This window comes from Rhodococcus sp. MEB041 (assembly GCF_030208955.1).
Taxonomy (GTDB): Bacteria; Actinomycetota; Actinomycetes; order Mycobacteriales; family Mycobacteriaceae; genus Rhodococcoides.
The window spans coordinates 246506-266758 of record NZ_JARVSZ010000004.1; the positions used below are offsets into that span (position 1 = coordinate 246506).

The following is a 20253-nucleotide window of genomic DNA, read 5'->3' on the forward strand; positions in this document are numbered from 1 at the left end:
CGCTATGTTTCTGGTGTGACTGTTGTGGCCCTGGTGGCGTTCGTGATGATCATCGGTATCGGCTGGATCGTGTCGGTCGTCCGGCGGACACGTCGGTCGGCCGACTCCGTCGCTGCCGGACTGAACCTGCTCGAGATCGAGCTCGATCGACGACGGGCCGTGATCCCCGATCTCGTGCGCGCTGCCGTCGACGCAGATCTCGACCGCGCCGCCGTGAACCAACTCGTCGGAGCGCGGTCGCTGTCGGCCATGATGCGGGATCGGCGCGCCGAGCTCGGCGCCCGGGCCGGCGCCGAGAACGCGCTGTCGGTCGCGCTGCACGAGGTGCTCTTCGACGGTCGGGCCAGTGGGCCTCTCGGGTGGGACTTCAGCTCGCCCGCAACGGAACTCGATCGCATCGAGCATCGCGTCGCCGGGGCCGTCCGCGTGTACAACACGCAGGCCTCGTCGTTGGCCTCGCTCGCCGACTCGCCGCTGTCCGGACCCGTCGTCCGGCTGTTGGGCGTCCGGGCGCCCGCTGTGTTCGCCGAGACCGCGGACGCCGACACGGCGTGGTTGCGGGCGCCGCAGCACGCCGCCTGAGCGCACCCGATAGATTCACTGCTCGTGGCAGCTACCGAGAAGTCCGAACTGGCAGAACTGGTCCGCGAGTTGGCCGTCGTGCACGGGAAGGTGACGCTGTCGTCGGGCACGGAAGCCGACTACTACGTCGACCTCCGCCGTGCGACGCTGCACCACCGCGCCGGTGCCCTCATCGGGCAGCTCATGCGAGAACTGGTGTCGGACTGGGATTTCGACGCCGTGGGCGGACTCACCATGGGTGCCGACCCCGTCGCCTTGGCGGTCATGCACGCGCCGGGCCGTCCCATCGACGCGTTCGTCGTCCGCAAGGCGGCCAAGGCCCACGGCATGCAGCGCCAGATCGAGGGCCCGGACATCGTGGGCAAACGGGTCCTGGTCGTCGAGGACACCACCACCACCGGCAACTCCCCGCTCACGGCCGTCGCGGCTCTGCGTGACGCCGGTGCCGTCGTGGTGGGCGTCGCGACGGTGGTGGACCGCGCCACCGGCGCCGACGCGGTCATCGCGGCCGAGGGTCTCGAGTACCGGTCCCTCCTCGGTCTGGGCGACCTGAACCTCTGAGCTCTACTGCCAGCCGACGGCGGTGAAGGGCGCGTTCGTCGTCACGCGGCCGACGATGCCGGCGTGCGCGAAGTCCTTGGCCGTGGCCACCGCGTCCTGGACCGAGGAACCCTTCGCCAGCTCGGCGGTGATGGCGGCGGCGAAGATGCAGCCGGCTCCGGAGACGCGCTCCTCGCCGATCTTCGGCGCACGGAACACCGAGACGTCGGTACCGTCGAACAGGACGTCGACGGCCTCGTCGCCGGGCAGACCCGCGCCGCCCTTGACCACCACGTAGCGCGGTCCGAGGTCCGCGATGCGGCGGGCGGCCTCCGACAGATCGTCGACGGACTCGATCGAGTCCATTCCCGACAAGGTCTGCGCCTCGAAGAGATTGGGCGTGACGACGGTCGCGAGCGGGAGGATCTCGGCGCGCAGGGCGTTGTCCGTGTCCAGCGCCGCGCCCGGCTCCTGGCCCTTGCAGATGAGGACGGGATCCACGACGACGTGTCGCCACGGCTGCTGACGGAGCGACTCGGCGACGGTGGCAACGGTCTCGGGTGTGCCGAGCATGCCGATCTTCACGACGTCCAGTGAGTGGGCAGCCGTCGCCGCCTCGATCTGGTCGGCGATCACCGGTCCCGCGATGGGGACGAAACGGTGGCCCCACCCGGCCTTCGGATCGAACGAGACGATGCAGGTGATGGTGCCGACGCCGTAGACCCCGAGCCGCTCGAACGTCTTGAGGTCGGCCTGCAGGCCGGCGCCTCCCGTGGCTTCGGATCCGGCGATGACGTAGGCGAGTGTCGGCATGTCTTCATCATCCCAAAACGCCGAGAGCGCGTGGGTGCGGGGCCGAGAGAGCCCCCGCACCCACGCGCTCGGTCGTCAGGAGCGAGTGCCCTTGCGACGCGAGAGTGCGAACGCACCGACACCCGCGACGGCGACGACGGCCACGCCGGTGCCGATCGCGGCGACGGGCAGTCCGCCCTCGTCGTTCGAGGCACTCGCCTGATCCGACCCCGCGAGGCTCGACTCGGACGACACGAGACCGATCTCCGGCAGTTCGCCGGCGACGATGACGTTGCCCTCCTCGTCGTCGGTGAAGTAGTCGACCACCTTGAACGTGCGCGTCGGGCCGTCGACGTAGAAGCCGATGAGACGGATTCCGGAGGCGGTGACCTCGACCGTGGTGGAGTCGATGGTGGCGACCTCGACGTCCTCCTTCTTCTCGTCGCCGACCTCGACCGTGACGGTCTCCTTGGCGGCGTTCTCCGCGGCAGCCTCGTCGGCGGCCTTCTTGTCCGCGGCATCCTTCGCAGCTGCGTCGGCCTCGGCCTTCGCTGCTGCGGCGGCCTCGGCTGCTGCTGCCGCCTCGGCGTCACCGGCTGCTTCGAGCCGCTTCGCGTTCTCCTCGGCGACCGTGGCGGCCACCTGCGTCGTCGCTGCCTTGACGACAGCGGCGAAGAGCGTCGACGCCTTCGCGTACGCGGCCTGGATCGCCGTGGTGACCTTGGCGGCGTCGAGCGTCGCGAACGCGTCACCGACGGCCTTCAGCGACTCCTCGGCAGCCTTCGTGGCCTCCTCCGCGGCGGTGCGCGCGGCGGCTGCGGCCTCGGCCTTCGCATCGGCGTCCGCACGCGCGGACTCTGCCTCGGTCGGATCCGCGGCAGCGTCGCCCTCGAGCTCGTCGGCCTTGTCCTTCGCAGCGTCGGCCTCGGCCTGAGCGGCGTCCGCCTTGCTCTTCTCCTCGTCCGCTGCAGCCTTGGCGGCGTCAGCCTCTTCCTGCGCCTTGGCGGCGACACCGGCGGCGACGATGCTCTCCTGCTCGGCGACCGACGCCGATTCCTCGGCCTTGGATGCCTCGAGCTCGGCCTTCGCTTCGTCGACCTCGGCCTCGGCAGCGGCGTCGCCGCCCTGCGCTGCGGCGATGGCGTCGTCGAGGAATGCCTGCGCCTTCTTGATGGCGTCGACGGCGGCCTTGGTGGCGTCCTTGGCCACCTGCAGTGCCTTCTTCTCGTCCTCGGTCAGCTTCGCGTCGATGTCGACCTTGATGGAGGAGTTGCCCTCGTCGTCGACCACGACGGAACCGGTGACCTGCGGCAGCGGCCGGGCCGGGGGAGCGGTGGTGGGCACGGTGGTGACCGGCGGCGCATCCGTCGCCGAGGGTGCCTGCTCGGTGCTCGACGTGGCGGGAGCCTCGGTGGTGGTGCTCGTGGAGGACTCGCTGCTCTCCGAGCTGTCCGGCTGATCCTGCTGGGCGACGGCCACGGCGGGTGCGGCGACAGCCAGCGACACGGCGAGCACGGCGCCTGCTGCAGCGAGCCGCGTCCTGCGGGCACGGGTGATGGACTTGTCCGACATGAATGGCCTTTCGATACCGAAGACGGCATTCCTGCCGTATCCGAGAAGCGGTGAAGAATGGTGTACGCGTCCCCCGACCGAACAGAACGTACCTTCCGGTCCGCCTAGACCTTTACTTCAGAGTTACTTCGTCATCGAAGTGTGACCTTTGGTGCAGATGGTGTTAATGCGGTGAATGTGACTGGTGTGATTCGGTTTTCCCTGGTCAGTCGCCGACGGTGAGCGCTGTCGCCTCGTCGACGCTGTGCGGAGCGGGGTCGTGGTCGTCGACGTGTGCGAGGACCTTCCGGCCGGTCGCGAGAACGCCGATGGCCAGGAAGGTACAGGCGGCGCCCACCCAGAACGGCACGTGCACATTGGATTCACCGAGCTTGCCGGCGAGGTACGGGGCGGCAGCGCCGCCGGCGAACCGCACGAAGCTGTAGGCCGCCGAGGCTGTCGACCGTTCGACCGGCGCCGAGATCATGACGGTCTCGGTGATGAGGGTGTTGTTGACGCCGAGGAACAGTCCGGCAAGGACGACGCACACGATCAGAACCGGCTTGCTCTCCGTGAACAGAGCCATCGCGGCGAGGTCGGCGGCGAAGAGGAGCAGCGCGAGCATCATCATGTTCAGCGTCCCGAACCGGCGCTGCAGGCGCGGTGCGAGGAACACCGAGGCCACCGCGAGCGCGAGTCCCCAGCCGAAGAAGATGAAGCCGATCGCGTAGGTGCCGAGGTCGAGCGGGAACGGCGTGTAGGCGAGCAGGGTGAAGAATCCGTAGTTGTACAGCAGTGCCGTGATGCCGACCGTGAGCAGCCCGCGGTGCCGCAGTGCGCGGAAGGGGTCCGCGAGAGAGGTTCGGTGCGTGGGCTTCTCGCCCTCCGGCAGCATGACGACGAGCAGCACGACGGCCACGGCCATCAGGACGGCGACGCCGAAGAACGGGCCCCGCCAGCTGATGCTGCCCAGGACGCCGCCGACCAGCGGGCCGGTGGCGATGCCGATGCCCAGTGCGGCCTCGTACAAGATGATGGCCCGCGCGACGCCACCGCTCGCGGCGCCGACGATCGTCGCCAGGGCGGTCGCGATGAAGAGTGCGTTGCCCAGTCCCCAGCCGGCGCGGAACCCGACGATCTGGGTGATGGTGCTCGACGAGCCTGCGAGCGCGGCGAACACGATGATGATCGCGAGACCGGCCAGCAGTGTCTTCTTCGGGCCGAAGCGCGACGAGACGACGCCCGTGACGAGCATCGCCACGCCCGTCACCAGCATGTAGGACGTGAACAGAAGAGACACCTGCGACGGTGTCGCGTTCAACTGTTCGCCGATGGGCTTGAGAATGGGATCGACGAGGCCGATCCCCATGAAGGCGATGACACTGGCGAACGCCACTGCCCACACGGCCTTCGGTTGCTGCAGAAGGCTCGGCTGGGACGCGTCCTTCTTCTCCTCGATCGTCGTCACGGGTGTTCCTTTCGTGCTGTGTTCTTGAGTACCGAGCGCAGGTCGTCGAGGCCCTCGACGATGCGTCGGAGTTGGTCGGGATCGGGCTCGCCCAGGTGGCGGAGCAGTCCGTCGCCGATGGCGCGACGCGAGTCGGCGAGCCAAGTGCGTCCGTGGTCCGAGATCGACACGACCACGGCGCGGGAGTCGGTCGGATCCGTCATGCGGTCGACGAGACCGTTCTCGTGGAGCGTGCGCAGCAGGGCCGTCGCCGAGGGTTGCGAGCATCGGTCGAGGCGGGCGAACTCGCTGATCCGGATCGCGCCGTACTCGTCGAGCAGGGAGAGCGCGCGCGACCACGTACGGGGATGCTCCGCGGGCGCGACCGAGGCCGCGAGCCGGGTGAAGCGCGAGGTCGTGGTGACCAGTTCGGACAGCAGTGTCCGCAGTTCGTCGGTTCGCATCGCCGTGGTCTGCACTCCCTTAACGTTACATAAGCTAACTATCGAAATCCAGTGTGGGGTCGGTTACGGTGTCCGCATGCCGTCCGGGTCGTCCGCCACGCTGGTCCGCAGGGCCACGGCCCTGGCCTACGCCGTCGCTGCGGCGGGCACCATCGTCGGTGCCGCCACGCATCGGCCCGTCGTGCAGGCGGTGTGCAAGCCGCTCCTCATGCCGATTCTCGCGGTGCGGTCCGGCGCCCACCGCTCGCCACTGCTGGCTGCGGGGCTCTCGGCGGCGACGCTCGGCGACGTCGCGATGATCGATCCGGACGACGATCGCCGGTTCACTGCGGGGGCGTCGTCGTTCGCCGTCATGCAGGGGTGCTGGTCGGTGCTGTTGCATCGCAACGGTTCTCGCGTGCGGCCGCACCATGCTCTGCTTCGAGCGGCGGGATGGGCGGGCGGCGCCGTGCTGGCCACGAGACGCGCCCCGACCATTGCACCGATCTCCATGGCCTACGGCGTCGCCCTCGGTGCCATGTCCGTTCTCGGTGCGGACGGCGACACCCGTGCCGTCGTCGGATCGACGCTGTTCACCGTCTCCGACGGCATGGTGCTCGTGCGGCGGACCACGGCCGACGCGCGCCTGCGCGACGTCCTCGAGGTCGCGGTACTCGCGACCTACATCGGCGCTCAGTACGCGCTCGTCGACTCCCTCACGAGAACAGCGTCGGGGTTCCCGACTCGAGATCGAGCAGCAGGCGTTTGCGCTCGACGCCGCCGGCGAAACCCGTGAGGCTGCCGGACATTCCGATGACGCGGTGGCACGGCACGACGATCGACAACGGGTTCCGGGCGTTGGCCGACGCCACCGCTCGCACCGAGGTGGGCCGGCCGACGGTGACGGCCAGAGCGGAGTACGTCCACGTCTCGCCGTAGGGGATCGTGCGGAGCGCGGCCCACACCTCGTTCTGGAATTCGGTGCCCACCGGGGCCAGCTCGAGATCGAAGCAGCGCCGCCGGCCGCCGAAGTACTCCGCCAACTGATCGCGGATCTCGTCGAACCCGTCCGCCCGGGCGGTGCCGATCCGGCCGGGAGCCGGTGCCGGACGGTGACCGGGAAAGTAGACGCCCGACAGCGCCGTCCCGGTGCGCACGACGGTGAGAGGACCCACCGGGGTGTCGAGAACGGTGTGGTGCCGGGTCGAGTCGGTCGGTGTCACAACCGGATCCGCGTCCGGTCGTCGGGATCGACGACGACGGGAACGGTCGCGCCGACCTCGTACCGAACGGACCCCGTGCGTCGGACAGTGCCCGGGTAGGACCCCGACCCCGGCACGGTGATCGTGAGGTCGACCTCCGTCTCGGCTCCGACCTCCCGTACCTCGTCGACGACGGCCCACCCCTCGAGCCCGTGGTCGCGCATGCGGCGTTCGTCGGCGGTGGGGCGCCCGGCAGCCATCATCGCGAGTCCGAGTGCCGCGCCGAAGCCCGCGACCAGCGCAGCGATCTGATACGGAACGGTGCCGTCCGGGGCCTTGGGGAGCAGCACGAGCGCCCAGACCGCCAGCACGACGACGTAGATGGCGGTGACCACGGCCACCGCCCGACCCACTCTCTCGTGGTCCATCGACTCGGATCCCTCCCGTGAGCGCCTCCGAGGACGCCGGAAGCTACTCGGCGGTAAGTTTTCGGCTCACCGCTCTGTTGCAGCTCAGCCCGACCCTTTACTCTTCAGACATGTCTCAACCTACTGTCTTCATCACCGGCGCAGCAGCCGGCATCGGGCGGGCCACCGCACTCACGTTCGCCGCCGCCGGGTACCACGTCGGTGCGTACGACATCGACGAGACGGGACTGGCCTCCCTCGCGAAGGAGATCGCGGCGAAGGGCTCGACGTCGACGACGGGAATCCTCGACGTCACCGACACCGCGCAGTTCACCGAGCGACTGAAGGAGTTCGACGAGGCGGCGGGCGGGCGACTCGACGTGCTCATCAACAACGCGGGCATCCTCATCGCGGGCCAGTTCGCCGAGCAGGCCATCGAGACGCACCGCAAGCAGTTCGACATCAACGTCGGCGGCGTGCTCAACGGTCTGCTCGAAGCGTTCCCGTACCTGAAGAAGACGCGCGGCGCCCAGGTGGTGAACCTGTGCTCCGCCTCCGCCATCTACGGCCAGCCCGAGCTCGCCACGTACGGCGCGACCAAGTTCGCGGTGCGCGGGCTCACCGAGGCGCTCGACCTCGAGTGGCACAAGCACGACATCGCCGTGAAGGCCATGTGGCCGCTCTTCGTGCAGACCGCCATGACCAAGGGGATCCAGACCGGTACCACCGGTTCGCTGGGCATCAAGCTGACCGCGCAGGACGTCGCCGACGCGATCTTCAAGTCGACGCAGCCCGCCAAGCGGATCTACCACAAGGTGCACTTCCCGGTGGGGCTCCCGTCCAAGGCACTGTCCATGGGCTCGCGGTTCTCCCCGGTCTGGCTGACCCGCGAGGTCAACCGCCGTCTGTCCCATTCCTGAGTTGACCGAGAACGACCGCAGCGACGAGGCGGGTGCCACCGAGTGGGGTGAGCACCCGCGCGGCGTACCCGCCTGGGACGTCGAGCGTGACGGGCCTCGGCCCACCGATCCCCGCTACGACCCGGAACTCCTCGACGAGGGGGATCGGCGCAACGTCGTCGACGCGTACCGGTACTGGACGCGCGAGGCCATCGTCGCGGACCTGGACACGCGCCGGCATCCGATGCACGTGGCCATCGAGAACTTCGCGCACGACGCCAACATCGGGACGGTCGTCCGCACGGCCAACGCGTTCGGCGCCGCCGCGGTGCACATCGTCGGGCGTCGGCGTTGGAACCGTCGCGGTGCGATGGTCACCGACCGCTACCAACACATCGAGCATCACGAGACCGTCGAGGCGCTGACGGCGTACGCGGCGGAGGCGGGCCTGACGGTGGTGGCCGTCGACAACGTGCCCGGGTCCGTCCCGCTCGAGACTGCCGTTCTCCCGCGGAATGCGCTGCTGCTCTTCGGTCAGGAGGGCCCGGGCGTGACCGACGACGCGCGCGCCGCCGCGTCGATGACGGTGTCCATCGCGCAGTTCGGCTCCACCCGCAGTATCAATGCCGGTGTCGCAGCCGGGATCACGATGCACGCCTGGATCCGGCAGCACGCGGATCCCGACCTGGCCTGGTGACCGTGCCCGACGGCTCCCGAGCCGAGGGGTACTGGCAGGATCGAATCATGCACGACACGTGGTCCTCCAGGGCGGACGCCGCCGAGGAGGCCGTCTTCTCTCGCCACGTCCGCCGTCTGTGGGGACTGCCGGGGACGGCTCTGGGTGTCGTGGCGTGGCCGCCGGTCCGACGGGAGCGGTTGTTCTTCCGCTGGCACTACTGGTGGCAGGCGCACCTCATCGACTGTGTGGTCGACGCCGAGGAGCGGGCGCCGTCGGCGCGCCGCCGACGACGGCTGGCCCGGATCGCGCGCACCCACCGGCTGCGCAACCTCACCGGCTGGACCAACTCGTACTACGACGACATGGCGTGGCTGGGGCTGTCCCTCGAGCGAGCGCAACGTCTGCACCTCGTCGACAATCGCACCGCGATCGCGGCCCTGGAGTCGGAGCTGTTCGACGCCTGGGATCCGGCGCACGGGGGCGGTATCCGCTGGTCCAGGAAGAGCGACTTCTTCAACGTGCCGGCCAACGGCCCGGCGGCGGTGCTGCTCGCACGGACCGGCAAGCTGTGGCGCGCCCAGGCCATGGCCGACTGGATCGACGCGACTCTCGTCGATCCGACGACCCATCTCGTGCTCGACGGCATCCACGCAGACGGCCGCGTCGAGACGCCCATCTACTCCTACTGCCAGGGCGTCGTGCTCGGCGCCGAGACCGAACTCGCGATCAGCCTCGGTGACGACAAGCACCGCGAGCGCGTGCATCGACTCGTCGCCGCCGTGCAGCAGCACCTCACGAAAGATGGCGTGATCATCGGCGGCGGGGGAGGGGACGGCGGCCTGTTCAACGGGATCCTCGCCCGGTACCTCGCACTGGTGGCGACGTCGTTGCCCGGAGACGACGACGAGGACCACGAGGCGCGCTCGGTCGCCGCCGACATCGTGCTGGCGTCGGCGGAGGCCGCGTGGGACAACTGCCTGTCCATCGAGGGCCTGCCGCTGTTCGGCAGCGACTGGTCCGCCATCGCCAAGCTGCCCTCGTTCGGTGCGTCGATCGCCCGGTTCAGCGCCGGCACCGTCACGTCGTCGTCCGTGCCGGAGCGCGACTTCTCCGTCCAGCTCGGCGGCTGGATGTTGATGGAGGCGGCGCACAGCCTCGGCTGAACGTCAGCCGTCAGAGATCGTGCACTTCGGTGGTCTCCACCGGCTTCTTCATCTCCTTGCGGTACTGGTACAGACCGAAGATGGTGCCGACCACGATCGAGACGATCATCAGCGTGAGCACGGTGGGGAACAGCCACGACACCTTGTCGAGCACCGCTCCGAAGTAGAACCCGATCAGCAGCAGCACGGGTGCCCAGATGAGCGCACCCAGCGTGCTGGCGATGGTGTAGCGGCGGTGGTTCATCCCACCGGCACCGGCGACCATCGGGCACAGGGTCCGCACCCACGGGATCCAGCGCGCGACGAGCACCGCCCAGAAGCCGTGCTTCTCGAGAAGTCGGTTGACCTTCTCCAGATTCGCGGTGTTGACGTACTTGCCGTTCTTGCGCGCCACGAGGCGATGACCGGTGCGTTTACCGATCATGTACCCCACCTGATTACCGGCGATGGCGGCCAGGAACGCGCCCGCGGACAGCGCCCACACGTGCGAGGTGCCCGAGGCGTGGGCGGCCAGTCCGATACCGGCGGTGATCAGCAGCGAGTCGCCGGGAAGGAAGAGGCCCACGATGACGGCGCACTCGAGGAACACGAAGGACACCACGATGAGCCAGACCAGGGTGGGCCCGGCCGATTCGAGGAATCCCATCGCGCCGCCTTCGGCGAGCACGGTGCTACCGGCGAGAAGCATGAACGGGGGACCGATCTACGAGGACGAGTCGCGCGGAGCGGGCTCGGTGCGCTGGACGGGCTCGGACCACTGAGCTGGTTCCGACCGCTGAGCAGTGTCCGACCTCTGGGCCGGCTCGGACCACTTGGACGGCTCGACCTTGCCGTCGAGCTTGCCGTCGAACGCGTCGACGGCCTCACCGAGCGGGGTGCGGCGCGAGGAGACAATCCGCTTGCCGACCTCCCAGGCGATGGGCAGGACGGACACGGCGACGATGAGCAGGAAGATGATGTCGACGTTGTCGCGGATGACGGCGATCTGGCCCAGCAGGTAGCCGAGCAGCGTGACGCCCGAGCCCCAGACGATGCCGCCGACGACGTTGTAGGTGATGAACGTGCGGTAGCGCATGCCCGAGGCGCCGGCCACGACCGGCGCGAACGTACGCACGATGGGCACGAAGCGCGCCAGGAAGATGGTGATGGGACCGTGCTTCTCGAAGAACGCGTGCGACTCGTCGATGTAGCGCTTCTTCAGGAAGCGGGCGTCGTCCGTGAACAGGCCCGTGCCGGCCTTCTTGCCGATCAGATATCCCGCCTGATCACCCAGCACCGCGGCGATCGGAATGGTCACCAACAGCACCCACAGCGGCGCGAACGGCTCGATCTCCGCGCTCTTCGACGCGGCGATCAGACCGGCCGTGAACAGCAGCGAATCGCCCGGGAGCAGCGGGAACAGCAGGCCCGACTCGATGAACACCACCAGCAGCAGACCGACCAGGACCCAGGTGCCGAACGAGTTCAGCAGGTTGACGGGATCGAGGAACCCCGGCAGCAGGGCGAGGTCGGTCACGGAGGCGGCCACGGTAGTCACAAGCGCCCACAGTACCGGCGAGAGCAGCCGATACCCGCACGCCGAGTGGCGGGTAGTACAACTCACGAGCAACTCTCAGCAACTACCGGCGAGTAGATCGGGCAGGGCGCGACCGGCGTCACCTCGGTTGACATACTGCTAGTGACCGCACCTGATCGGGTGCCCCGTTCGCTCACCGTGGAGGTTTCTTCGTGCCGATCGCAACTCCCGAGGTGTACGCCGAGATGCTCGGCCGCGCCAAGGAACACAAGTTCGCTTTTCCCGCCATCAACTGCGTGGGATCCGAGTCCGTCAACGCGGCCATCAAGGGCTTCGCCGACGCGGGCAGCGACGGCATCATCCAGTTCTCCACCGGTGGCGCGGAGTTCGCGTCCGGCCTCGGTGTGAAGGACATGGTCACCGGCGCCGTCGCGCTCGCCGAGTTCGCCCACGTCGTCGCCGCGAAGTACGACGTCACCATCGCGCTGCACACCGACCACTGCCCCAAGGACAAGCTGGACACCTACGTGCGTCCGCTCCTCGCGGTGTCGCAGGAGCGCGTCGACGCCGGGAAGAACCCCCTCTTCCAGTCGCACATGTGGGACGGCTCCGCGGTGCCGATCGACGAGAACCTCGAGATCGCCAAGGATCTGCTGGCCCGGGCCGCCGCGGCGCGCATCATCCTGGAGATCGAGATCGGCGTGGTCGGCGGCGAGGAGGACGGCGTCGAGGCGGAGATCAACGACAAGCTGTACACCTCGAACGAGGACTTCCTGAAGACGGTCGAGGCGCTCGGTGCCGGCGATGCCGGATCGCGCTACCTGTTGGCCGCGACGTTCGGCAACGTCCACGGCGTCTACAAGCCGGGCAACGTCAAGCTCAAGCCGTCGGTGCTCGCGGACGGCCAGCGCGTCGCCACCGAGAAGCTCGGACTCGCTGCCGGCTCCAAGCCCTTCGACTTCGTCTTCCACGGCGGCTCGGGCTCGGCCAAGAGTGAGATCGAGGAGGCCCTCGAGTACGGCGTCGTGAAGATGAACGTCGACACCGACACCCAGTACGCGTTCAGTCGGCCCATCGCCGGCCACTTCTTCAGCAACTACGACGGCGTGCTGAAGGTCGACGGCGAGGTGGGTAACAAGAAGGCCTACGACCCGCGCAGCTACCTCAAGAAGGCCGAGGCCGGTATGACGGCGCGCGTCGTCGAGGCGTGCAACGACCTGAAGTCCGCCGGTCGGAGTGTGTCAGCGGGCTGACCCGTGAGCCTCTTGCGCATCCCCGGATGCGCAAGAGGCGCACGAGCGCGGTCAGGCGCAGACCTTCCAGGTCTCGCCGTCCAGCGCGAGGTCGAACGTGCGCGCCGAGGGCTCTGCGCCCTCGGTGCGCGCGGTGACCTGTGCGATCGCCGTCGTCTGATCCGGCGGTTCCGCTTCGGTGATCTGAATGGTGTCGACGCTCTCTACCACCGGCACCGTTCCGGATGCGACGGCGGCGTCGTGCGTCGCGGCGAAGTCGACCTCGGAGATGCCGCCGTAGAAGGACGCCAGCGCGCCGCACGTGACGCCGCGCAGAGCGGTCAGGTCGCCGTCACGCAACGCCGTGGTGAAGGTGTCGATCGAGGTGCGGATCTTCTCGTCGTCGCTCGGACCCGTGACGCTCGTGCCGCCACGCAGCAGTGCGAACGCCACGACACCCGCGATCGCCAGCAGGGCCACGAGGGCCGCCGCGATCCACGGTCCGCGCCGCCGTCCTCCGGAGCGCGTCGACACCTTCTTCGGTGCGGCGCTGGGTTCGATGCGGCGCGGTGCGGCGGGGCGCGAGTTATCCGGAGACACGCGTGCACCTTATCCAGCGCCCGACGTCTCCCGCGCGCTCCGTGGGAGACTGTCGTCATGACTTCCTTCGGTGATCTCCTCGGTCCCCAGCCCACCCTGCTGCCCGGCGACGACGAGGCCGAGTCCGCTCTGCTGAACCACACGGCGCCCGAGGAGGTGGCCGCGGCGCACCCCACCGCGTCGATCGCGTGGGCCTACCTCGCCGAGGCCGCCCTGTCCGACGGCCGCACCATCACCGCGTACGCCTACGCACGCACCGGCTACCACCGCGGGCTCGACCAGCTGCGTCGCAACGGCTGGAAGGGCTTCGGACCCGTGCCGTACAGCCACGAGCCCAACCGCGGCTTCCTGCGCTGCGTGGCCGTCCTGGCCCGCGCCGCGCAGTCGATCGGGGAGACGGACGAGTACGCCCGCTGCCTCGACCTGCTCGAGGACTGCGATCCGCGCGCCGCGGACGAACTCGGCGTCGGCTAGCACCAGCTTCATGGGCCGATTCGGGAGCTACCCACGATTCACGGCCCCGCATCTCGGCCTGCGCACCCGCGGCTCCGCGCGGATCGACGCGTCGCTGCGCCGACTGAGTGTCTCCGGGTTGCCGATCATCCAGTGCGCGCTCGCCGCGGGCATCGCGTGGTTCGTGGCGACCGACGTCGTCGGGCACGTCACGCCCTTCTTCGCACCGATCGCGGCCGTCGTCTCGCTCGGTGTGTCCCTCGGGGCGCGGATGCGACGTTCGGCCGAACTCGTCGTCGGCGTCACGGTCGGCATCGGTGTCGGTGACGCGATCATCGCCCTCATCGGGACCGGCCCGTGGCAGATCGCCTTGGTCGTCGCGCTCGCGATGTCGACCGCGGTCTTCCTCGACAGCGGCGCCATCATCGCGATGCAGGCGGGATCGTCGGCCGTGCTGGTGGCGACGCTCATCCCGCCGGGCAACGCCGGCGGACTCAACCGCATGGTCGACGCGTTGATCGGCGGTCTGGTGGGACTCGCCGTCGTCGCCGTCGTGCCGACGCACCCCGTGCGCCGCGCACGCAAGGACGCGGCCACCGTCATCGCCACGTCGGGCCGGGTACTGCAACTCGTCGCGGACGGTCTCCTGGCCAACGACGCGGAACCGATCGCCAAGGCGCTGAAGGCTGCGCGCGCCACACAACCGGCCATCGACGCGATGCGCACCGATCTCAAGGGCGGGCGCGAGATCAGCCGCATCTCCCCGCTGTACTGGAACAGCAAGCAGCGCTTGGCCGAGCTCGCCGCGACGGCGGATCCGCTGGACAACGCGGTGCGCAACATCCGGGTTCTCGCCAGGCGCTCCCTGTCCCTGGTGCGCGACGACGAGATTCTCGACCCCCGACTGGTCGACCTCGTCGAGAAGCTCGCGCAGGCCACCGAGGTGGTGCGGAAGATGATGCTCGCGGATCCCGGCGAGCAACCCGACCGAGCCGAGGCAGCGCGGGTTCTCCGGCACGTGGCGGTCGGTGCGAAGGCGGAGCTCATGCAGGACGCCGGCCTGTCCGCGGTGGTGGTGCTCGCGCAGATCCGATCCATCGTCGTCGACCTGCTCCAGGTGGCAGGGCTCTCGCGGATCTCCGCGCTGGCGACCCTGCCCCCGACCGTCGACCACCCCGCCGTGCCGCCGGAGCTCGACTACTAGGGTTCCCGCTGCCGTTCCATGTTCCCGCGGACGCTGCAACCCCTCCTCGAGTACGGAAGCCCTGCGGGAGCTGCCGGTACACAGGACGAGGGTGCTCCACAGGCGGGCGCCAGGAAGGCGTGTCCCCGTCCGCGCGTGATCGACACTCACCGCCATGGACCTGCACCGCCGCGCGACCGGTGACGTGACAGATGCGGCGCTGCGCGGTCTGGTGAGGCGCGGCGAACTGGTCCGCGTGAGCCGCGGCTCCTACGGCCCCGGCTCGGAGTGGGCGTCGGCATCACCAGACGAGCGCTACCGCCTGCGCGTGCTCGGAGTCATGGCGGGACGCACCGCGGTGGCCGTCGCCAGTCACGAGTCCGCGGCGGCGCTGCATCGGCTCCCCCTTCTCGCTCCCGACCGAGACCGGGTGCACGTGAGCGTCGACGGTCGAGGAGGTGGTGCGTCGACGAGGAGGGTCGCCGAGCACCGGGTCCCGCTGTCCCCGCTGGACGTCACCACCGTCGACGGTGTGCAGGTCACGACGCCGACGCGGACGGCGCTCGACATCGCGTGCACAGTGGGACTCGATCGTGCGCTGTGCGCTGTCGAGTCCGCACTCCGCACGGAGGCGCCGGATCTGCAGGAGTGCCTCGCACGGCTCGGGCGCCGTCGCGGCATCGCCACCGCCCGCCGCGCGGTGGACCTCGCGAGCCCTCTCACCGAGAGCATCGGCGAATCGTGGAGCCGAGCCCTGATGATGCAGTGGCCCGAGATTGCCTCGACGAGGCTGCAGCATCGCTTCCTCGACGATCGTGGTCGCATCGTGGCCCGCACCGATTTCGACTGGGACGGTCGGCTGGTGGGCGAGTTCGACGGGCTGATGAAGTATCGCGGCGGAGCACAGTCGGTGATCGACGAGAAGCTGCGCGAGGACGCCCTCCGCGCGCTCGGCTGCCATGTGGTGCGGTGGACGTGGGACGACCTGCGTCATCCCGAACGGCTACGGCGTCTGCTCGCGGCCGGGATGGCCATCGCGTTCCGCTGACGCCGGAGGTCTCTGGGTTCCCGCTGCCGTTCCGTGTTCCCGCGGACGCTGCAACCCCTCCTCGAGTACGGAACCCCCGCGGGAAGCGTGACTCACCATATGCACACATTCGCATGTATGGTCTCGATCATGGGAGCGGGGCACGGACATGCGCACACACCGGCGGCAGGTGAGGCCGGCACCGGGCGGCTTCGACGCATGGGGATCGCGTGGTTCGTGCTCGTCGCGTTCTTCGCCCTCGAGCTGACTGTCGGCCTGATCATCAACTCGCTGGGCCTGCTCGCCGATGCTGGGCACATGCTCACCGACATCATCGGCATGTCGATGGGCCTCGTCGCGCTCACGATGGCCCGGCGCGGATCGAGTTCCGCTGCACGGACATTCGGGTGGCACCGGGCCGAGGTCCTCACCGCTGTCGCCAACGCGGTGCTGCTGCTCGGGGTAGCGGTCTTCATCTTCGTCGAGGCGATCCGCCGCATCGGGGACCAGCCGGACATCCCGGGCCTCGCGATGGTGCTGACGGCCGCCGCGGGACTCGTCGCCAACATCGTCGTCATGCTGCTCATCCGCGCCGACGCGAAGGACTCCATCGCGGTACGCGGGGCCTATCTCGAGGTGCTCGCGGACACCGTGGGCAGCGTCGGGGTGCTCGTCGCCGGTGTGCTGCTCCTGGCGTTCGACTGGACGTGGGCGGACATCGTCGTGGGTATCGCCATCTCGCTGTGGGTGGTGCCGCGGGCACTCTCGCTCGCCGGCCAGTCGTTGCGCATCCTCACGCAGGCCAGCCCGTCGTCGGTGGACATCGGTGCGCTCGAGGCCGATCTGCGGGCGTTGCCCGGAGTCGTCGACGTCCACGACCTGCACGTCTGGACCCTCACCACCGGCATGGACGTCGCCACGGTGCACATCACGTCGGACGGTTCCGGATCGGTGATGCTGGCCCGCGGGAAGGAAGTGCTCTCGGCCTACGGCCTGGACCACGCCACCGTGCAGGTCGAGCCCGCGGTGCACGGTGCCACCTGCCGCGACGAGCTCACCTGGTAGCAGGCCGGCCGGGATGGTGACAGGCATCGGAACACCTGTGCGACCATGACACGGCAGGTCAGTACCTGCGACGTGCTGGCGAGGGGAATCCGGTGAGAATCCGGAACGGTCGCGCCACTGTGAGCGGGCCTCGTCGTCCGTGAGTCAGATCGCCGATCCGGCACGTGAGACTCGAATCGGACGCGCAATCTGAGGAGTTCCACTCGTGCACATCGCCGAGGGTTTTCTGCCACCCGTTCACGCGGCAGTCTGGACGTGCGCCGCGGCGCCGTTCGTCGTTCACGGCGCTCGCGCCGTCGTCGTCCAGGTCCGGGAGAACCCCCGCAGCCGTCTGCTGCTGGGTGCTGCCGGTGCCTTCACCTTCGTTCTCTCCGCCATCAAGCTGCCGTCCGTCACGGGCAGCTCGAGTCATCCCACCGGAACTGGGCTGGGGGCGGTGTTGTTCAAGCCGCCGGTCATGGCGTTCCTCGGCACAGTGGTGTTGCTCTTCCAGGCGTTGCTGCTCGCGCACGGCGGCCTGACGACGCTGGGCGCCAACGCGTTCTCCATGGCGATCGTCGGCCCGTGGGTGGGGTACGCCGCGTTCCGTCTCACCGGCCGGCTGGGCGGTGGTCTGTCGCTGTCGGTGTTCTTCGCGATGATGCTGGCCGACCTGTCGACGTACTGCACGACGTCGGTGCAGATCGCGCTCGCGTTCCCGGATCCGCAGAGCGGCGTACTCGGAGCGGTCACCAAGTTCCTGTCCATCTTCGCTGTCACCCAGATTCCGCTCGCCATCGCGGAGGGCCTGCTGGGTGTGCTGGTGTTCCGCGTTCTGCGGACCGTGGCGACGCCGGAGCTGCGGGACCTCGGAGTGCTCCGCCGCGAGAAGGGTGCCGTCGATGCGTAGGAACGTCGTGATCAACCTGCTGCTCGTCCTCGGGATCGTCCTCATCGTCGGCGCCGCGCTGATGCTCGACGCGGGACGCAGCGGCGACGAGGAGCGGTTCGTCGGTACCGATTCGGCCGCCACGTCGCAGATCGAGGAGGATCACCCGGACTACGTGCCGTGGTTCGAGTCGGTGTTCTCGCCGACGTCGGGCGAGGTGGAGTCGGGACTCTTCGCGCTGCAGGCCGCGCTGGGTGGGCTCGTCCTCGGGTACGTGCTGGCGGCGCTGCGCGGTCGGCGCAAGCTCGACGCGCTCCGCACCGAACTCGAACGGACGTAGGTGCAGGGTCTCGCGGTCGACGACGCGGCCTGGGCCAGTCCGTGGCGCACGCGCGCGGTGGGGGACAAGGCGGCACTGTCGCTGGGTCTCGTGCTGTGCGCGCTGCTGCTCCCGCCGTGGCCCGGCGCGCTGATCGTCACGGTGGTCGCGCTCGGTGCGGCCGTCGGGGCTGCCCGCACACCGCTCCGGCCGGTGCTGCGTGCGCTCACCGCGCCCGCAGCCTTCATCGCCCTCGGCGCCGTCTCCGTCGCCGTCACGGTGACCGCCACGCCGGACTGGAGTGTCGGGGTCACGGCCGACAGCGCGCGACGAGCGCTGGAGGTGTCCGGTCACGCGATCGCCGGGACGTCGGCCGTGCTCCTGCTGGCCGTCACGACACCGATGATCGACATCCTGACCGGGTTGCGACGGCTGCGGGTACCGCAGGCATGCATCGACGTCGCCGCCGTGATGTACCGCTTCCTGTTCGTGCTGCTGTCGTCGGTACGCACGATCCGCCAGTCGCAGACCGCCCGCCTCGGCTACTCGTCGCCGCGCCGGTCACTGCATTCCGCGGGTCTGCTGACGGCCGCTGTGCTGATCAAGTCGTGGGACCGGGCCTCGCGGCTCGAGGCGGGGCTGTCGGGTCGCGAGTTCGGCGACGCGGTCTCGGCGGATCCGGTCGACCGGCAGCGCAGTTCGCCGAGCTTCCTGGTGACCGTCGTGGCGGTGCTGGGAGCCGTGGTGGCGCTGTCCCTGCTGGGACATCGCGCATGAGCCACCGCACTCTCACCGCCCGCGACCTCGAGGTGCGGTATCAGGGCGGGCCGCCGGTGTTGGCCGGCGCGAGCCTGAGCGTTCCCGCCGCGGCGAGGGTGGCGCTCCTGGGCGCCAACGGCTCGGGCAAGACGACCCTGCTGCGGTGCCTGTCCGGAGCGATCGTTCCCGATGGCGGCCGGGTGGAGATCGACGACGTCGCACTGCGCCACAGCCGGTCGGGCCTGCGGGCGCATCGCCAGGAAGTGCAACTGGTGCTGCAGGATCCGGACGATCAGTTGTTCTCGGTCGACGTGTACCGAGACGTCGCCTACGGTCCGGTGAACCTCGGCCTGGGGCCCGACGAGGTGCGCGAGCGCACGGAGGCGGCGCTCGAGGTGATGGGCATCGACCATCTGCGGTCCCGGCCGACGCACCAGCTGTCCTACGGTGAGCGCAAACGCGTCGCGACGGCCGGCGCCGTGGCCATGCGGCCGTGCATCCTGTTGCTCGACGAACCGACGGCCGGGCTCGATCCGCAGGGCGTCGACGAGATGTTCGCCGCGCTGCACCGCCTGGAGAATCACCACACGACCGTGGTGCTGTCGACACACGACGTGGCCCTGGCGCTGGAGTGGTCGCACTCGGTCGCCGTGGTCGTGGACGGCGCTGTGGTGCAGGGGGATCCGGTGACGTTGCTGTCGGACATCGACCTGCTGGGACGGGCCAGGTTGCGGACACCGTGGCCGTTGGCGCTCGCAGCGGACCTCGTCCGGGACGGAATGCTCGAACCGGGATCGCGACCACGGGACGCCGAAGAACTACGAAAGATGCTGAGCAGCAGTATCAGTCGGCGCTAACGTACGAGCAACCACTGCTTGTCGTGGCGGTAGATGGTGGACCGGGTGGTCTCGCGGGGGATGTCGATGCCGTCCTTCGTCAGACGCGCCGCCGTGGCTCCGAGTTGCATCGCCCGGCCGGTGATCCAGCGGCGGCGGAACAGTCCGCGCTTGCCCTGCACCCGAGCTCGGAGTCCCGGCATCTCGAGCGTCGGGGTGACCTCGATGCCCGGCACCTCACCGGAGAAGAGCTTGGTGTCGTCGACGTAGGCCTCGCCGACGAGGTGGCCCGACGGCCCCGAGACGGTGGCGAGTCCGACGACGGCCGATCCGGCGTCGTCACGGATGAGGGGAGTGGGGGAGGCGGTGCCGGACAGCGCGACCTTGGCGGCGCGCGATCCGGTGCCGACGCGGAAGAGGTGGCTGGCCTCGCTGGCGGTCTCGGCGACGTAGGCGAGCTCGATGTCGAGTCGGTCGCGCCGCATCAACCGGGTGAGGACGGCGGCGAGCGAGGCGTCGGTGCCGAGCACGATCAGCCGGGGGTCGTGTACCGCGTCGAGTTCGGCGAGCAGGGCGTCGCACTCCTCCTTCGACGGCACCTCGGGTACCGCGGTGAGCGGTAGCGAGGACAGCGCGATGGGCAGCAAGGGCCTGCCGCACTGCAAGACGAGCGGAGTCACGCGAATTCCT

At 69.3% G+C, this 20253-nt stretch carries 25 protein-coding genes and 1 riboswitch; of the genes, 15 read left to right on the forward strand and 10 right to left on the reverse strand.

Going from position 1 to position 20253, the window contains the following annotated elements; all coding sequences use genetic code 11:
• Positions 1-15: 15 nt before the first annotated feature.
• Together QRN16_RS13150 and pyrE are read left to right on the forward strand one after the other, a co-directional pair.
• On the forward strand, positions 16-582 hold the full coding sequence (locus QRN16_RS13150; RefSeq protein WP_222633151.1) for a hypothetical protein: 567 nt from the start codon (positions 16-18) through the stop codon (positions 580-582).
• Between the two features lie 24 nt (positions 583-606).
• A complete protein-coding gene (gene pyrE / locus QRN16_RS13155) occupies positions 607-1143 on the forward strand; it encodes an orotate phosphoribosyltransferase (RefSeq protein WP_037186299.1) in 537 nt (178 codons plus the stop codon).
• 3 nt (positions 1144-1146) lie between these two features.
• Here pyrE and thiD read toward each other — a convergent pair whose 3' ends face one another.
• The 4 genes from thiD to QRN16_RS13175 all read right to left on the reverse strand — a co-directional run bounded on the left by thiD (position 1147) and on the right by QRN16_RS13175 (position 5376).
• A complete protein-coding gene (gene thiD, locus QRN16_RS13160) occupies positions 1147-1935 on the reverse strand; it encodes a bifunctional hydroxymethylpyrimidine kinase/phosphomethylpyrimidine kinase (RefSeq protein WP_056443661.1) in 789 nt (262 codons plus the stop codon).
• Between the two features lie 75 nt (positions 1936-2010).
• Positions 2011-3486 (reverse strand): hypothetical protein, encoded by a 1476-nt coding sequence (locus tag QRN16_RS13165; RefSeq protein WP_285187320.1) that lies wholly within the window; start codon positions 3484-3486, stop codon positions 2011-2013.
• 205 nt (positions 3487-3691) lie between these two features.
• On the reverse strand, positions 3692-4933 hold the full coding sequence (locus QRN16_RS13170; protein ID WP_222638856.1) for an MFS transporter: 1242 nt from the start codon (positions 4931-4933) through the stop codon (positions 3692-3694).
• Entirely contained in the window at positions 4930-5376 is a 447-nt protein-coding gene (locus tag QRN16_RS13175) for a MarR family winged helix-turn-helix transcriptional regulator (protein ID WP_056444311.1), read from the reverse strand. Before QRN16_RS13175 ends, QRN16_RS13170 begins: the two co-directional genes overlap by 4 nt.
• A 76-nt stretch (positions 5377-5452) precedes the next feature.
• Here QRN16_RS13175 and QRN16_RS13180 point away from each other — a divergent pair, with 76 nt between their 5' ends.
• Positions 5453-6151: a lysoplasmalogenase family protein gene (locus QRN16_RS13180; protein ID WP_285187322.1), complete on the forward strand. Its 699-nt coding sequence runs from the start codon at positions 5453-5455 to the stop codon at positions 6149-6151.
• Here the strand turns inward: QRN16_RS13180 and QRN16_RS13185 are convergent.
• Together QRN16_RS13185 and QRN16_RS13190 are read right to left on the reverse strand one after the other, a co-directional pair.
• Positions 6072-6578, reverse strand: coding sequence for a methylated-DNA--[protein]-cysteine S-methyltransferase (locus QRN16_RS13185; protein WP_285187323.1), 507 nt, complete (start codon positions 6576-6578; stop codon positions 6072-6074). The genes QRN16_RS13180 and QRN16_RS13185 overlap by 80 nt on opposite strands.
• Positions 6575-6985, reverse strand: a complete 411-nt coding sequence (locus tag QRN16_RS13190; protein ID WP_027506420.1) for a hypothetical protein — start codon at positions 6983-6985, stop codon at positions 6575-6577. The genes QRN16_RS13185 and QRN16_RS13190 overlap by 4 nt, the downstream gene beginning before the upstream one ends.
• Before the next feature lie 110 nt (positions 6986-7095).
• On the opposite strand from QRN16_RS13190, the gene QRN16_RS13195 reads away from it, so the two are divergent.
• From QRN16_RS13195 to QRN16_RS13205, 3 genes are read left to right on the forward strand one after another with little or no spacing between them, the layout of a single operon-like run.
• Positions 7096-7884, forward strand: a complete 789-nt coding sequence (locus QRN16_RS13195; protein WP_027506419.1) for an SDR family oxidoreductase — start codon at positions 7096-7098, stop codon at positions 7882-7884.
• 1 nt (position 7885) lies between these two features.
• A complete protein-coding gene (locus QRN16_RS13200) occupies positions 7886-8560 on the forward strand; it encodes a TrmH family RNA methyltransferase (RefSeq protein WP_027506418.1) in 675 nt (224 codons plus the stop codon).
• 47 nt (positions 8561-8607) lie between these two features.
• Complete coding sequence (locus QRN16_RS13205) at positions 8608-9705, forward strand: glycoside hydrolase family 76 protein (protein WP_222638853.1); 1098 nt, start codon at positions 8608-8610, stop codon at positions 9703-9705.
• Between the two features lie 10 nt (positions 9706-9715).
• On the opposite strand, the gene QRN16_RS13210 is transcribed toward QRN16_RS13205, so the two are convergent.
• Both QRN16_RS13210 and QRN16_RS13215 read right to left on the reverse strand, forming a co-directional pair.
• Positions 9716-10393 (reverse strand): DedA family protein, encoded by a 678-nt coding sequence (locus QRN16_RS13210; RefSeq protein WP_051613508.1) that lies wholly within the window; start codon positions 10391-10393, stop codon positions 9716-9718.
• 15 nt (positions 10394-10408) lie between these two features.
• Positions 10409-11242 carry a DedA family protein gene (locus QRN16_RS13215; protein ID WP_231476412.1) on the reverse strand — a complete coding sequence of 278 codons (834 nt, stop codon included), beginning with the start codon at positions 11240-11242 and terminating at the stop codon, positions 10409-10411.
• Between the two features lie 191 nt (positions 11243-11433).
• Between QRN16_RS13215 and fbaA the strand changes: the two genes are divergently transcribed.
• A complete protein-coding gene (fbaA, locus tag QRN16_RS13220) occupies positions 11434-12474 on the forward strand; it encodes a class II fructose-bisphosphate aldolase (RefSeq protein WP_027506415.1) in 1041 nt (346 codons plus the stop codon).
• Between the two features lie 51 nt (positions 12475-12525).
• Here fbaA and QRN16_RS13225 read toward each other — a convergent pair whose 3' ends face one another.
• Positions 12526-13053 carry an Rv0361 family membrane protein gene (locus tag QRN16_RS13225; protein ID WP_285187330.1) on the reverse strand — a complete coding sequence of 176 codons (528 nt, stop codon included), beginning with the start codon at positions 13051-13053 and terminating at the stop codon, positions 12526-12528.
• 57 nt (positions 13054-13110) lie between these two features.
• On the opposite strand from QRN16_RS13225, the gene QRN16_RS13230 reads away from it, so the two are divergent.
• The 8 genes from QRN16_RS13230 (at position 13111) to QRN16_RS13265 (ending at position 19584) form a co-directional block, all read left to right on the forward strand.
• On the forward strand, positions 13111-13527 hold the full coding sequence (locus tag QRN16_RS13230) for a DUF3151 domain-containing protein (protein WP_027506413.1): 417 nt from the start codon (positions 13111-13113) through the stop codon (positions 13525-13527).
• A gap of 10 nt (positions 13528-13537) precedes the next feature.
• A complete protein-coding gene (locus QRN16_RS13235; RefSeq protein WP_204869801.1) occupies positions 13538-14710 on the forward strand; it encodes an FUSC family protein in 1173 nt (390 codons plus the stop codon).
• A 154-nt stretch (positions 14711-14864) separates the two neighbouring features.
• The gene (locus QRN16_RS13240; protein WP_285187335.1) at positions 14865-15737 is read left to right on the forward strand and encodes a type IV toxin-antitoxin system AbiEi family antitoxin domain-containing protein; all 873 of its coding nucleotides are present in this window, start codon (positions 14865-14867) and stop codon (positions 15735-15737) included.
• A gap of 129 nt (positions 15738-15866) precedes the next feature.
• Positions 15867-16781, forward strand: a complete 915-nt coding sequence (locus QRN16_RS13245) for a cation diffusion facilitator family transporter (protein ID WP_222633144.1) — start codon at positions 15867-15869, stop codon at positions 16779-16781.
• A 57-nt stretch (positions 16782-16838) separates the two neighbouring features.
• Positions 16839-16985: riboswitch (adenosylcobalamin (AdoCbl) riboswitch) on the forward strand.
• A gap of 1 nt (position 16986) precedes the next feature.
• On the forward strand, positions 16987-17670 hold the full coding sequence (locus QRN16_RS13250; RefSeq protein ID WP_204869804.1) for an energy-coupling factor ABC transporter permease: 684 nt from the start codon (positions 16987-16989) through the stop codon (positions 17668-17670).
• The gene (locus QRN16_RS13255; RefSeq protein WP_027506409.1) at positions 17663-17989 is read left to right on the forward strand and encodes an energy-coupling factor ABC transporter substrate-binding protein; all 327 of its coding nucleotides are present in this window, start codon (positions 17663-17665) and stop codon (positions 17987-17989) included. Before QRN16_RS13250 ends, QRN16_RS13255 begins: the two co-directional genes overlap by 8 nt.
• A complete protein-coding gene (gene cbiQ / locus QRN16_RS13260) occupies positions 17990-18745 on the forward strand; it encodes a cobalt ECF transporter T component CbiQ (protein WP_285187339.1) in 756 nt (251 codons plus the stop codon).
• A complete protein-coding gene (locus tag QRN16_RS13265; RefSeq protein ID WP_037186296.1) occupies positions 18742-19584 on the forward strand; it encodes an energy-coupling factor ABC transporter ATP-binding protein in 843 nt (280 codons plus the stop codon). The genes cbiQ and QRN16_RS13265 overlap by 4 nt, the downstream gene beginning before the upstream one ends.
• Here the strand turns inward: QRN16_RS13265 and QRN16_RS13270 are convergent.
• Positions 19581-20243: a hypothetical protein gene (locus tag QRN16_RS13270; protein ID WP_285187341.1), complete on the reverse strand. Its 663-nt coding sequence runs from the start codon at positions 20241-20243 to the stop codon at positions 19581-19583. The genes QRN16_RS13265 and QRN16_RS13270 overlap by 4 nt on opposite strands.
• Positions 20244-20253: the final 10 nt, after the last annotated feature.

What these genes read in the sequence shown, in the direction of transcription:
- QRN16_RS13190 (WP_027506420.1), bottom strand. Translation starts at nt 6,985, where the DNA reads ATGGACCACGAGAGAGTGGGTCGGGCGGTGGCCGTGGTCACCGCCATC.
- thiD (WP_056443661.1), bottom strand. Translation starts at nt 1,935, where the DNA reads ATGCCGACACTCGCCTACGTCATCGCCGGATCCGAAGCCACGGGAGGC.
- QRN16_RS13230 (WP_027506413.1), top strand. Translation starts at nt 13,111, where the DNA reads ATGACTTCCTTCGGTGATCTCCTCGGTCCCCAGCCCACCCTGCTGCCC.
- QRN16_RS13180 (WP_285187322.1), top strand. Translation starts at nt 5,453, where the DNA reads ATGCCGTCCGGGTCGTCCGCCACGCTGGTCCGCAGGGCCACGGCCCTG.
- QRN16_RS13165 (WP_285187320.1), bottom strand. Translation starts at nt 3,486, where the DNA reads ATGTCGGACAAGTCCATCACCCGTGCCCGCAGGACGCGGCTCGCTGCA.
- QRN16_RS13210 (WP_051613508.1), bottom strand. Translation starts at nt 10,393, where the DNA reads ATGCTTCTCGCCGGTAGCACCGTGCTCGCCGAAGGCGGCGCGATGGGA.
- QRN16_RS13245 (WP_222633144.1), top strand. Translation starts at nt 15,867, where the DNA reads ATGGGAGCGGGGCACGGACATGCGCACACACCGGCGGCAGGTGAGGCC.
- QRN16_RS13235 (WP_204869801.1), top strand. Translation starts at nt 13,538, where the DNA reads ATGGGCCGATTCGGGAGCTACCCACGATTCACGGCCCCGCATCTCGGC.
- QRN16_RS13265 (WP_037186296.1), top strand. Translation starts at nt 18,742, where the DNA reads ATGAGCCACCGCACTCTCACCGCCCGCGACCTCGAGGTGCGGTATCAG.
- QRN16_RS13205 (WP_222638853.1), top strand. Translation starts at nt 8,608, where the DNA reads ATGCACGACACGTGGTCCTCCAGGGCGGACGCCGCCGAGGAGGCCGTC.
- QRN16_RS13175 (WP_056444311.1), bottom strand. Translation starts at nt 5,376, where the DNA reads ATGCGAACCGACGAACTGCGGACACTGCTGTCCGAACTGGTCACCACG.
- QRN16_RS13240 (WP_285187335.1), top strand. Translation starts at nt 14,865, where the DNA reads ATGGACCTGCACCGCCGCGCGACCGGTGACGTGACAGATGCGGCGCTG.
- QRN16_RS13255 (WP_027506409.1), top strand. Translation starts at nt 17,663, where the DNA reads ATGCGTAGGAACGTCGTGATCAACCTGCTGCTCGTCCTCGGGATCGTC.
- QRN16_RS13195 (WP_027506419.1), top strand. Translation starts at nt 7,096, where the DNA reads ATGTCTCAACCTACTGTCTTCATCACCGGCGCAGCAGCCGGCATCGGG.